Below are 12,889 nucleotides of genomic sequence, written 5' to 3'. Positions count from 1 at the left end.
TTGCGAAATATTACGTAACACTAGGTGACCGTTTTCCCCATTCGGTCAATTTAGGGGATAAAAAAACGCCTTTCGGCTCTTCTTCAATGCCTAAAACAGCTTGGAAATTGTTAAGGGAAAGCAATCTAATCACGCCATCCCTATCCTGAATCAACGCTTACTGTGCCAGTCCTTCGGCGAGAAACAAATGAAAGTACATCTTGATCTGTTCCTTGTCCAAGGGAGTATGTGTTTTATTCAGTTCAGCAGTCAATACAATATATAGCCTGAACATGACTACAGATACGATTTTAGGATCGCAAGGTTTGATTTCTCCCTTTTCAAGGGCTTGTTGCACCTCCCGTTCTAAATATTCTAAAACTAAGTTCTCGATCTTCTCGAGCCCTTCTCCTGCCTGCGGCGTTCCGAATTCGCGACTCTCCTGGGAAAGCTTGATGAATAGCTCCTGCTCACTTCGAAATTCCAGCAGGGCATCCAGCACACGATGCAGGTTATCAAAGAAAGGTCTGTCTCGCCTGATCTCGCGATCAGCAATCATCTTCATTTCTACCATCATATCGCGCAGGATCTCATCAAACAATTGCTCTTTGTTTGTAAAAAAGGTGTAGATGGTTCCTTTCCCGACATTTGCGATCTTAGCAACCTGATCCATGGTAGTCGCCTTATATCCGAATAATGAAAATGATTTTGCTGCGGCCTGAAGCACCTGCTGTCTTCGATCCACCACTGCCACCTGTGCCCACTTCCTTTCTCCAGAAAATATCATTACCGCTGACTATCTGACCACTTTACTAATCCGGTCAATTGGTCATTCATTACTTTAACATGTAGCTTTGCAGTTTGCAATACTTTAGAAAATCTTTTATTTTTTTATTTATTGCAGGGTTTTAACTTTCTATTTACGTCTTATTTGTATAATGTGAGTAGAGAACAGTTTTCCCTCATCTATTTAAGAAGAAATTCCGCATTTCTATTGAAAAGGAAAGTAGCAGGTGAACTTATGCGAAAGAAAAGAGTACTGCTGTTTTCGGAAGGCTTCGGTACGGGCCACACAGGAGCAGCCTATGCTCTGGCCGAAGGAATAAAGCTGCTGAATCCGGATGTCCAGTGCCGAGTCATCGAGCTAGGTAAATTTCTTAACCCGATGGTCGCCCCATGGATTCTTTCCGCTTACCGAAAAACAGTTAGCAGCCAGCCTAAGCTGGTCGGCATGATGTATAAGACACAATATCATAAATCATTGAACCCGTTGACTAAGATGGCACTTCACCGGATTTTTTATACACATGCCTCTCAAGTGATCGAACAGCTAAAGCCTGATTTGATTATTTGCACACACCCCATTCCGGCCGCTGTCATTTCCAGACTAAAGCGTCGTGGATTGGAGGTTCCGCTGTATACGTTAATTACAGATTATGATGCACATGGTAGCTGGGTAAATTCCGAGGTCAATCGATATCTCGTCTCTACCCCACGCGTCAAATCAATTCTAACAGGCCGAGGGATTGCTCCTGAGCTTGTAACGGTCACAGGCATTCCTGTGCATCCGAAGTTCTGGGAACGATCCAACAAGACGCTGCTCCGCAAGGAACTAGGTCTAGCCGATATCCCTACTGTTCTCATAATGGGTGGAGGCTGGGGACTGATGTTCGGCAAAGAGATTATGAATTCACTCACAGCCAGAATGGATAACATCCAACTCATCTTCTGTATGGGCAGTAACGAGAAGCTTATAGCCAAAATGAAGTCCAATCCAAGGCTTAATCATCCTAACGTCAGGATTCTTGGATACACCAGTGAAATCAATAAACTGATGGATGCTTCCGACCTTCTAATCACAAAGCCTGGCGGTATGACCTGTACCGAAGGTCAGGCTAAGGGAATTCCAATGCTCTTCTATAAAGCTATTCCAGGTCAGGAAGAGAAAAACTGCCAATATTTCGTAGAGCTAGGACTAGCAGAGGTACTTGACTGTGAGGTAGTGAACAAATGGTTCTCTATGATGCTTCGTGAGTATTCTGTTCTCGAAGAGCAGCGTAAACGCCGTCTAGCCCCTGATAAACATCAACCGCAAAGTTGCGCGACTACCGTTCTGCAGATGTTAGGCAACCCCGCAGACAAAATAGCTGATATCAGAGGAGCAAGATCTCAAGCCCGAGGCGAAGAGCCTGTGTGCATTACACCATAAAGAAAAGCAGGTAGCCAGGGAAATTCCCGGCTATCTGCTTTTTTTGTATAGACATGTAATCAGGATTTATTAAATTTCTATACTTTCACCAGCTTTAAGCGGGAATCCCTCTATCCCCTCTTGTCGCAGACGATCACAGAAATCCATAGCATCCTGAGCAATATCCGGAAATGTATTGTAATGAAGTGGTATGACCTTGTCCGCTTGAAGCCAGCGCGCAGCAAGGAGCGCATCATCCGGTCCCATGGTCAGCATATCGCCAATTGGCAGAGCCGCCAAATCAATCGCAGTTCTTTCACCAATCAGACGCAGATCGCTGAATAGTGCGGTATCACCTGCATGGAATAACGTCTTCCCCTCAATCGTCAATAAAATACCTGCGGGTTGTCCAGCATAAATCCAAACGTCGCCTTCCTGAATCGATGAGGAATGAAACGCCTGAGTATATTTAACGGTAATGGCATCATAAATATGACTGCCGCCTATATTCATATGTTTAACCTTGGCACCCTTCATTCGGCAGTATTCTGCAAGCTCAAAAACTGCAAAGATCGGACAATCATTCTGTTTGGCAATTTGCACAGCATCACCTAAATGATCCGAGTGACCGTGAGTCAGCAGGACAGCATCTACAGTAATGTCATCAGGTGAAATACCGGAGTTCGGATTTCCTGACAAAAAAGGGTCAATAATAACTTTCGCTTGCTCTGTTTCTACCAGCAGCGCTGAGTGTCCGTAATAAGTGATCTTCATGACAATTCTTCCACCTCCAGGGTTATATAGTCTAGTTTACCCTATAAATAGCTGAGGTTCACAGATAAGGTCAATTATTTATAAAACGTATGATTACCAATGGTCTTCACATACTCCTGCGAATGATGTACGGTAAGATCCTGCGCAAGCTTAAGCGATAGGAAAAAATAAGTACTATCGGGAACTTCCTTCACCCCAGAGAGCGCCGCGTTCACCGCTTTAATACTATCATCATTAGGCTTGACACGTTTAAGACGCCCGTTAGCTACAGGACTGAATTGATGCTTTTGATAAATGACCTTATATATCGTGTCGGGGAAATTGGCTGACCGTAGCCTATTCAGAACAACGTTGGCAACTGCCACCTTGCCCTGGTACGGTTCACCTTCCGCCTCTGCCATTACAATTTTTTGTAGCAGAAGCAGTTCTTCTTCGGATACTGCGTAGCGCCGGGTTGCTTTACTTTGCTGCTCCTGGCTTAATAGCTCGGTCCGAGAGAAGTATAATGTTGTGAGGGGATTTTTCTGAGATGCCGAGACTGTCTTAACTACAGTCTGAGCGCTCTTTTTCGCTGTCGCTTTCTGCGCAGCTGAATTAGATTGTGCTACATCAGCCTTTACCCGAACTATGGAAGCCTGCGATGTATTTTGTGGCTTTATTTTATTCTTACTAAGCCATTCTACACTCTGCTCTGGTTTCCAAGTGGAACTGAACAGGTTAACTGTGCTGTAAAGCTTATTCGTTTGTGAAACTTTTGTAGTGCCCCTCGTCTTACTAGATTTTGATTCTTCTTGCAAATAATTAATTACCGATGCTCGGCTGGTGGATTGCAGCTTATCCATCTGCAGATTATCTATTTTCCCCTCGGCAACCTGATTAGGCTGCATTAAGCTTATGGCAGAGAAACACACTAGTATAACGCCAACAAGCAACGCGATACAGCGGTTTTGTTTAAAGATTAACATGATATTCCTCCTATTTCACGGCACATTCCTATTGTATGTAACCGAAAACGGAAGCTTTGAAAACTTAAATACCGATTTTAAAATGTAATATTTTCAATCATTTCATACATAGGAATGGCATACATTCTGGTAGCATACAACACAAAACTATCAATCGTCCAGTCTCTATGAAAGATTTTTGATCTTTTTTCATCATCCAATTTCAGTAAATTTTCCAGCAATTTATCATCAAATGAAATTTTTCCAAGGTACTTTCGAGCCACTGTGAGATGTGGTTTGTACTCCCTGGATTCGGCCGAAAAACCTAAAGGAAATGTAGCAGTGTGTACTCTCGCAGCCAGTAAATTCAGCTCTTCTAGTTCGCCAGAAACCCCTACCCATAAAACTTTTGGAGCCTTTGGCAGACCAAATGTATTCCATTTGTCTAAGGATAGTTTGAAGGGGTGGCATTGCTCTGACATCTGCTTCAACGACATGATTAAATCCGGGATTTTCGTCTTTGGGGTGTCTCCTAAAAATTGCAGGGTAATATGATAATCCTCTGGATGAGTCCATTTTGCAAAATGAAACTTTTGAGATAGGTTAGAGCACTCTTCCGCCACGACTTGTTGAAGTTCTGAGGGTAATTTCACAGCAATAAATAATCGTTCTGAATCTTTATCCGACACGTTAGCATCCATATCAATTTCACCTTCTCCTATAGATTTGGTATCCTTATCCTATAACATTATCCATTTCCATCAAACCTTAGAGCAGGAGGAATACATCATGACTAAGTCCATAGTATGTCTACAACCACTTACAGCCGAGCAACAAGAAAGGATCAAAGCAGCAGCCCCCGGTTATACATTCATACAAGGTGACGGCAAAAATCCGGATTTACAGCTGCTAGCTGATGCTGAAATCGTAATCGGCTGGGCTAAAGGCATCGCCGATACGCTTCTTCGTCCAGATTCGCCCCTTCGCTGGGTCCAATCCTGGTCTGCTGGAATTGAGAAGCTCCCGTTAGAGCGTTTTAAGGAACGTGGAATCCTATTGACTAGTGGGAGCGGAGTGCATGCCGAGCCTATTTCTGCGGTAATCTTTGGCTTCATGCTTCTCTTCACACGTAATTTGCATACAGCCGTTCGCAATCAGATGAACCGCTACTGGAATTCTGACGGAAGTGAGAGTGAATTGTTCGGAAAGACAGCCGTTATTGTTGGAACTGGAGCCATCGGCAGCGAAACTGCCAGAATCGCTAAAGCTTTCCGGATGAAGACGATCGGAGTAAGTCGCTCAGGCAAGCCACTCGCTGATTTTGATCAAGTATATACCACTGACCATCTGCCAGAAGCTGTGAGCCAAGGCGACTTCATCATCAATATACTCCCTATCACCGATGAAACTAAGCAATTATTTAATACTGCTATCTTCTCTGCCTTTAAACAAGGCTCTTATTACATTAACGTTGGACGTGGAGCGACTACTGATACTGAGGCTCTAATCCATGCACTGAATCGCGGTCAGCTTCGTGGTGCGGGATTGGATGTATTCGAAACTGAACCCCTCCCGCAGGATCATCCACTTTGGACTATGGAGCAGGTAGTCATCACTCCTCATTCTGCTGGCATAACCGATCAATACGCTAATCGAATCGTAAATATTTTTACCGAAAATATAAATTCCTATTTATCTACTGGCACTCCATCCCTAAATCTCGTTGATTATGCCCGCCAATATTAAATTTAGTATTTGATTATTAAGAACACTTGTTCTATAATAAAAAAATCCAGAAATCAAGCATAAAGAGATGTTAGCGAAATAGATGTTACTGTCACACAATACAATGAGGAATGGAATCTTATCTTCCAAGAAGGATCTCGTAAGATTAAAGAGATCTTCGCTGATGCACTTATTGATATTCACCATATTGGCAGCACTTCTGTTCCTGGGCTAAAAGCTAAACCAATTATTGATATGATGCCTGTTGTACGAAATATCGAAGTCATTGATGACTTCAACGCGCAAATGACAGAGCTCGGTTACGAATGTATGGGCGAGTTCGGTATGAGTGGCGAGGCAGCAGAACAATACGGTAATCTAAAAGAGGATCTTGCGAATCAATTTCCGAAGGACATTGAAGCTTATATGGATGGGAAAGAAGCATTTGTCACCGAACTAGAAAGAACAGCGCTTGAATGCTATTCAAATCATTAACTATAAACTGATCATACAAAATAGTCCCTGCATGTCTATTAGACAATCCTAATGGACATGCAGGGACCCTTATTTCACACCTGGATCGCAGCGCTCTTAATTAGAAGCTATGATCTCGTCAATATAAGCTGTAGCGGTTCCAGCCGTAGAAGGTGTAACAAACTGAATGCCAATGGCATCCACTTTCTTCAAATTCTCAGGCGATAGATTGGAATTGTTGCTGAGATCAATCGTGAACTCCGTGAATCCATCCTGAGCAGCTATCTTCGCACCCGAATCTACCCATACTGCATAGCCACCTAATTGAAGAAACAGCTTCGCTTGAACATCAGGCTGGTCAGAGACGATTCTAACTTTAGCAGTAAGCTTGGAGAATGAGCTCAGATCAAGTGCAGCTACTTTTGATGCTGCTATAAAAGGATCTTTATCCTCTCCATTCCATGCGAAATCAAGCTTCAAAGATTGATTACCTTCAGCATATACATCAGAAGATACTGTGGCTGTACCAGAATTGATAGCCCAACCGTCATTCCCCGTCTCGAAGCCATAATGAACATCCGGGACAGCTTTCTCCAGAGATACTTCCTTCAAATAAAGCTTCGCAGTTCCTCCATCATTGGAAACATCCTCAATTTTAATCCCAATCGTCTTTACAGCAGCCAAATCTACGCCCACCCCTGCTGCTGCAGTAGGCAGTGAAATAGACAAGGTCATATAACCCTTAGAATCTACAGGCACAGGATCACCGCTGTCGCTCCATTTCCAGTCCGCACCTGTCTTGATGAATAGACGCGCTTTAGCTGCACCACTCGAGAGCTTAACCTTAGCGCTGATCGTATCCAGCCCTGTAATATTCAGCTTCTCAGGATTAATAGCAAGTTCAAAGGATTCTTTGGAGCTGCCATTTGTATCATTGCCAGTATTAATCAAATCAAATTGTACACTTGCCGCTTCTTCATGGGCATCAAATACTGGAGGTTGAGCGTTGGCAGACGAACCGTTGGTTGTAGCCCATCCTGCAATATCAGCTTCTGTAGCGAAGGCGTACAACACGCCAGGCTCATGTCCCTGGGAACCTCCATTTCCTTCTTCCGACATATCCGGAAGTGTCCCGTCATAGACCGCTTGAATATCGTCAAAGTAGAGCGAACCTTCGTGGCTCTGTCCGTCCATCGCATTCACATACAAATTAAAGCTCTGAACTTGCTTCAATCTTTCCTGTGTAAGCTCTCCGGCTTTTCCCCAGCTCATCTCCGTCAAATTCTTCAAACTTAATACTATTTTACCGTTCTTGTCTGGATTAATGACCGGATAGGCTTCGAAATATCCTCCATCAATGACAAGCTGCACCACTAGCTTAAGCGGCTCACCTTTCTCAGCATAAGCGTTGTCTCCATCGGAAGCTACCCACATACTGAGTGCATTATAGTCGGACCAGTCCAGCGAACCCAGACTTTTACCTACTCCGGTATAACCTGCATTATTAATCGTATAGTGCAGTTTCATTCCGTAATCCCCGGATGCCTTATGCTCGGAGCTTAAAGATACGCTCACATCATCTCCGCCAGCCTTAGGATATTTGGCTACCAGTGCTTCATCGCTTGAGCCATAAGATTCAAAATTATCTACCAGTGCTTTGTCAGCAACAGGTGCAGTATACGTATTATAAAGACCGATATTATCTACATAGATTGGCAATTCACCTTCCACTTCCAAACCACTGCCAACCAGAGATATCGCTAGACCAGTGGCTTCGGCTGATTTAGTAGCATTATCCAGATCAATCGAAACATCAAATTTATAATATTGTGATCCACCCACGTTAACTTTCTCAAGATCGGACAAAGATTTATAGGATGAGTCCATGCCATACTTTGTATCCCAATCTGGTGGCAACTGAATGACACTGCGTACCGCAGCATTGTTAGCCTCATTCTGAGCAGCCTCCGGAATTAACACGGAGAACTTCACACGTGTAACTTGAGACAGATCCACTCCATCCAGTGCAAGATCATTCAATTGCAGCTTCAGTTCCTGCCAAGTATCCTCAGCAGACAGCCCTTCAGTAATGTTAATAACAAGCTTACCCTCAGCATCTAGTGACGCATGCTGCAAGACCGTCTTGATCGTCTCTGCGTTATTGGCGAGCCCTGACCAAGTACCATTGTTTTGGATTTGCTCCAAATCCTTGTCAGTATCAAAATTAAGTACCTTTATTGGCGCTTCATTGATTTTTAAGAATACAGAATTAGTCTGTGTAAGTGTAGCATCTCCAGTTCCATATGCCCTCACTGTAATCTCTGCTGAACTGCCATTCAGACTAGCGTCTGGCTGCCATGAAGCGCTATAGTAACCGTCCGCACCGAGCGTCATTTCCACCTCTACTCCAGAATCACCCACAGTATAAGTCACTTTGCTAGGCACTGCATTTAATACCTTGGCCCGAATAACGGTTACGGCATCTGTTATTGTACTGATATTATTCGGAGTTACGATGTGGAGGAAAGGTTTCTTTCCTGCCACTTCAACCTCGAGATTGTACTTATTATCATCTTTCACATCGCTCGCAAAAGCCGTGAGATCATCTTTATAGAAATCCACAAAATCAGGAAGCAACTCATGATCTGCTTTGTTAGGAACATTCTTATAAGGAACATACAGATTATTACCTTCACCAAAGTTCGCCCAAGTCAGCATATAAGATATTTTTGCCGCATCAGGGTCAGCCTTGATCGCATTCAATACTTTAGTGAACCATTCCAGCTCATTATTGCCTGTTGTTTTCATACCAGCAGCACTATAACCATACTCAGATAGGGTAACAATCTTACCTTTGTCTTGAGCAAGCTGAGAAATCATCTTAAGGTCTTTAACAAGACCATTGAGGAAAGCCTCCGAACCCGCATTCTCCTTGTTGTCATACTGATCCATTCCAAGAATATCAACAAATTGATCACCTGGATAAGTCGTTAAATATTCACTTTCATTTCCATTAAAAGATCCGTTTGGTGAGAATACATAAAGGAAGTTATGAACGCCTTTAACATCACGTAGGTATTCAACTGTATATCTGTACAGTTCCGCATATTCACTCTTTGTCGTTGTAGCCGCACCCCACCAGAACCAACCTCCATTTTGTTCGTGGAAAGGACGAAACAGAACTGGAATCAGGTTGCCATCGTCATCCTTAAGATTGTTCGCAAAATCAGAGATGCGATCCAGATATTTATTAAACTCTCCATTCTTATCTCCGCCCGGCAAAATACGTGATACTACCGAGCGCGTTGCTCCTTTGGAATTCCCTGTATCGTTAAAGCTTCCACCCGTAACAAAATTGTACGGATGTGTACTTAGCGTTACAATACCACCCAAATCATGAGCCTGCTTCATTGCAGCAGATAATCCTAATCTACTCGCTTCATAATCTCCGCTAACTCCAGGAGGATTCTCATATCCATCTAAACTAAGGGTGTCCCAACCAAAAACCCCAGGATAATCACCGGTGGAGCTGTATACGTCAGAAATAACATTTCCGTTCTTATCCTTTCCGGCAAAAGAGACGGTAGTATCATGCTGATGACCGAACATAACTTGTTTACCGCTCATGCTATCCAGATAAGCAAATAATGATTTGGTAGCAGTCGATGCATCTACGTCAACGATATGAACCCCAGCTTCTGGTGTTGCCGTTGGAGCAGCCGTTGCTGTAGGTTCCGGAGTAGCCGTCGGTACTGGCGTTGCTGTAGGCTCTACACTAGTTCCACCTGAGCCCCCAGGGGCCGGTGTGCTTGTTCCCTGTCCTACAAGAACTCCATCCTTCACAGTGTATGTTCCTTCTACTATAGTCACTCCATTTAAGACTACTGAGGAAGCACTTACTACAAGCTTGCTAATGGTACCTTTTGTTGTAATCAACGTTCCCGTTACACCGTTACCAATCACAAGCTGATCAATTGTAGAACCTGAGCCTACTTCTATAATAGAAGCACTATCAATAGTCAGTTGAGTGATGACCGTACGATCCTCTATAACGATCCGAACTTTTCCTTCAGGACGATTCACTTTTACAACAGCCAATTTAGAATTTTTTAAATGAATCGAATGCTCGCCACCACCAGATATAAGTACATTACCTTGTACTGTTACATTCTCCAAGACACCCTCACCATCACCAATACCGGAGGTAAGATAAAGGTTGCCTGATGCAGCTACATTCTTTAGTTCAACCCCACTTTGGTTAATGACAATATTCCCATGGATATCTCCCCCAGTGAATGTACCGGCTGTGTTGTAGTAGCCGCTAACCAATCTGTCAACGATAGTGACTACCTCTGCCCTTGTAATTGGGTCGTTCGGACGAAATGTACCATCTGGATATCCGGATAGAATTCCACTCAATGCTAGGGTAGCCTCTTTAGCGTAAGCGCTGATGGATGCTTGGTCTGTAAAGGCACTCGCTTTAGTGCCTGGCTCCAATGAAAAAACAGAAGCAATTAATGTTGCAGCATCTTGACGAGTTACTTCAGTATCCGCTTTCGCTTTATTATCAGGAAAACCTTTGTAATAGCCAGCTTGCTTCGCTATAGATAAAGCGCTTGCATACCAAGCTTTAGCAGGTACATCCGAGAATGACATTTCCGAAAGAGTGCTAAATCCAAATAGCTTATTAATAATACTTACAAGCTCAGCACGCGTTACTTTATGATCCGGCTTAAAAGAGCCGTCCGGATAACCTTGAATAACACCATTACCCTGCCACTTCTCTACACTTTCTCCAGCCCAGTGCGCCTTGAGGTTTTCATTTGTTTTTCCGTTAGCTAGCGCAGGCACAGCCATTGTAACGAGCATTACTGCTGTAAGAAATAGAGCAAAGCTTTTTTTGAACCTCTTCATTCGTTTTACCCTCCCGTTTTGTAAAGGTTTTCATTATTATTCAAGCAGAAGATTCGACTTCTTTATCAACCTCCCCATTTATTCCCAATAACAATTTAGTTATTATATTAGCACCAAAATAGCACACAAACAATAACTCGTTTTTATAAATAGCTATTTTGTTATAAAAAACACTGAATATCAGGGTTAACAAGCATAAATATAGTCGAATTAGCAATAACAAAATGCTAACAAAATATTCCCCGTTCTATAAAAAACAAACAAAAGGCCAGTCTCCAATGGATTGGAGGCTGGCCTTAACTTAATCTTCTGTTTTATCTAATCCAAGTCATAAATCGATCCGACTTTCAACCCGTATAGCTCATTGTATATTTTCTCAGCAAAGGCATCCGTCATCCCTGCGATATAATCAATCACCATATGTTCCCACGTCCAAATAGGATTCGCTTGTTTCTGATCCTTCTCAAAGCGTTGCAGCCAGTCCGATGGAATAATGGCTTTGGATGTCTGCGGATCAAGAAAAGCTCCCCATAGACGGCGCAGAATCCATTCACTACGTTTCTGAAGCCGCTGTACTCGTAAATCACGAATCATCGTGACCCAAGCGAAGCTTTTCAGCACACTTACGGTCCGTAGCATATCCTCATCTTCTTTTCCTTCCTTTATAAAGGTGACCTTCTTCCAGTCTCCATCAGGAATCACCCCAAGACTTGCGACAAAGGTGCTAACCCAATAAGCCTTAACTTCACGCCGAGTTCTGGAATAGTCGTTCTCGCAGGTTGGCATCTTTTCCATCCATACTCGAAGAAATGAACTAAGCACCTCTTCGACCTTAGCGCGGATACCTTCCTCCTCCCAACCCTTCCAGAAGAAATCCTCTAACGTTGTAATTTTCTCTACGATCAGCCGCTGAATATAGGAATCATGCATAAAGTGTTCATGCACTTCAATCTTTCCAGCCTTAATTCCATCCTCCAAATCATGTGCAGAATAAGCGATATCGTCGCAAAGGTCCATCAGCTGAGCTTCCAACGTTTTCTTACCTGCTGGTATTCCCCACTCTTTGCGAATCTCCGAAATATATGCCCATTCGTGAAGGTACATTCCCTTCTTAAGTGAGGTACCGGGAAACGGATATTTATTTATTCCGAGAAGCACTGCATCCGACAGATTTAGTCCATCAATGTTCTCACGCTTCTCCAGAAACATAATCAGCCGATAATTATGAGCATTGCCTTCAAAATGCTCATAGCGCTGCTTCATCTGCTCATGAATGAGCAGCCTATCTGCACCCGTTGCTCCAGATTGCAGGGCAGCCTCATTCGTCTTCTTTTCAATAAGCTGGTCCAGAATGTTATCCAGTACCTCTTCCCCTTTATGCCCGAAAGGAGGATGACCAAAATCATGAGCAATGGCCGCGCATTCCACAACCTCTGGATCTATTACAAGTCCTGGGTTCTCAGCTTTACTTGTCTCCACCTCTGGATAAGATCTAAGCAGACTTTTCGCTGCCTCACGTGCAATCTGAGCGACTTCAAGTGAATGAGTTAGACGCGTCCGGTAATAATCACCCGTGCCAGCCCCGAACACTTGAGATTTGCCTTGCAGCCTACGAAAAGTAGGCGAATGAATCAAGCGTGAATAATCACGCTCATAAGCAGCTCTCGACGTTTCTAGGCGGGTAATTTCCGGATATTGCCGGTGTTCTCTTTTTTCAATAAGTGTCATATTCCCACCCCTAACCAAATGTCTATATATTGAACTTCATTATAAGGCATTTTCATAACAATTTTCACATCAAAATACAACGTTATCCCAATCCCAAACTGCAATGGAAGCAATCCACCAATCTAAAAGCAATTGAAATGGAGATATTAATCTTCGTAGGGAA

Annotated in this window: 9 protein-coding genes; 3 read left to right on the top strand and 6 right to left on the bottom strand. The window is 43.3% G+C overall.

The window, feature by feature from the left end; translation table 11 throughout:
- Positions 1-157 precede the first annotated feature (157 nt).
- Complete coding sequence (locus NST34_RS04900) at positions 158-733, bottom strand: TetR/AcrR family transcriptional regulator (protein ID WP_179085738.1); 576 nt, start codon at positions 731-733, stop codon at positions 158-160.
- A gap of 267 nt (positions 734-1,000) precedes the next feature.
- On the opposite strand from NST34_RS04900, the gene NST34_RS04895 reads away from it, so the two are divergent.
- The gene (locus NST34_RS04895) at positions 1,001-2,188 is read left to right on the top strand and encodes an MGDG synthase family glycosyltransferase (RefSeq protein WP_341127286.1); all 1,188 of its coding nucleotides are present in this window, start codon (positions 1,001-1,003) and stop codon (positions 2,186-2,188) included.
- A 69-nt stretch (positions 2,189-2,257) separates the two neighbouring features.
- On the opposite strand, the gene NST34_RS04890 is transcribed toward NST34_RS04895, so the two are convergent.
- The 3 genes from NST34_RS04890 to thpR all read right to left on the bottom strand — a co-directional run bounded on the left by NST34_RS04890 (position 2,258) and on the right by thpR (position 4,586).
- On the bottom strand, positions 2,258-2,941 hold the full coding sequence (locus NST34_RS04890; protein ID WP_042185230.1) for a metal-dependent hydrolase: 684 nt from the start codon (positions 2,939-2,941) through the stop codon (positions 2,258-2,260).
- A gap of 74 nt (positions 2,942-3,015) precedes the next feature.
- The gene (locus NST34_RS04885; RefSeq protein ID WP_076283914.1) at positions 3,016-3,906 is read right to left on the bottom strand and encodes a cell wall hydrolase; all 891 of its coding nucleotides are present in this window, start codon (positions 3,904-3,906) and stop codon (positions 3,016-3,018) included.
- A gap of 77 nt (positions 3,907-3,983) precedes the next feature.
- Positions 3,984-4,586, bottom strand: coding sequence for an RNA 2',3'-cyclic phosphodiesterase (gene thpR, locus NST34_RS04880; RefSeq protein WP_341127285.1), 603 nt, complete (start codon positions 4,584-4,586; stop codon positions 3,984-3,986).
- An 88-nt stretch (positions 4,587-4,674) separates the two neighbouring features.
- On the opposite strand from thpR, the gene NST34_RS04875 reads away from it, so the two are divergent.
- Complete coding sequence (locus NST34_RS04875) at positions 4,675-5,631, top strand: D-2-hydroxyacid dehydrogenase (RefSeq protein ID WP_042185224.1); 957 nt, start codon at positions 4,675-4,677, stop codon at positions 5,629-5,631.
- A 78-nt stretch (positions 5,632-5,709) separates the two neighbouring features.
- Complete coding sequence (locus tag NST34_RS04870; RefSeq protein WP_076283912.1) at positions 5,710-6,105, top strand: GrpB family protein; 396 nt, start codon at positions 5,710-5,712, stop codon at positions 6,103-6,105.
- A 96-nt stretch (positions 6,106-6,201) separates the two neighbouring features.
- Here NST34_RS04870 and NST34_RS04865 read toward each other — a convergent pair whose 3' ends face one another.
- Entirely contained in the window at positions 6,202-10,998 is a 4,797-nt protein-coding gene (locus NST34_RS04865; protein ID WP_341127284.1) for a glycosyl hydrolase, read from the bottom strand.
- A gap of 318 nt (positions 10,999-11,316) precedes the next feature.
- Entirely contained in the window at positions 11,317-12,726 is a 1,410-nt protein-coding gene (locus NST34_RS04860) for a deoxyguanosinetriphosphate triphosphohydrolase family protein (protein ID WP_076283910.1), read from the bottom strand.
- Between the last annotated feature and the right edge of the window lie 163 nt (positions 12,727-12,889).

Source organism: Paenibacillus sp. FSL H7-0714 (assembly GCF_038003765.1).
GTDB lineage: Bacteria > Bacillota > Bacilli > Paenibacillales > Paenibacillaceae > Paenibacillus_AQ.
The sequence above is the reverse complement of the archived record's forward strand: the minus strand, read 5'-3'. Positions and strand labels throughout refer to the sequence as shown.

Bases quoted from the DNA above. Each gene is read 5' to 3' on its own strand.
- NST34_RS04895 (WP_341127286.1), top strand. From the start codon at position 1,001: ATGCGAAAGAAAAGAGTACTGCTGTTTTCGGAAGGCTTCGGTACGGGC.
- NST34_RS04890 (WP_042185230.1), bottom strand. From the start codon at position 2,941: ATGAAGATCACTTATTACGGACACTCAGCGCTGCTGGTAGAAACAGAG.
- NST34_RS04885 (WP_076283914.1), bottom strand. From the start codon at position 3,906: ATGTTAATCTTTAAACAAAACCGCTGTATCGCGTTGCTTGTTGGCGTT.
- thpR (WP_341127285.1), bottom strand. From the start codon at position 4,586: ATGGATGCTAACGTGTCGGATAAAGATTCAGAACGATTATTTATTGCT.
- NST34_RS04875 (WP_042185224.1), top strand. From the start codon at position 4,675: ATGACTAAGTCCATAGTATGTCTACAACCACTTACAGCCGAGCAACAA.
- NST34_RS04865 (WP_341127284.1), bottom strand. From the start codon at position 10,998: ATGAAGAGGTTCAAAAAAAGCTTTGCTCTATTTCTTACAGCAGTAATG.
- NST34_RS04860 (WP_076283910.1), bottom strand. From the start codon at position 12,726: ATGACACTTATTGAAAAAAGAGAACACCGGCAATATCCGGAAATTACC.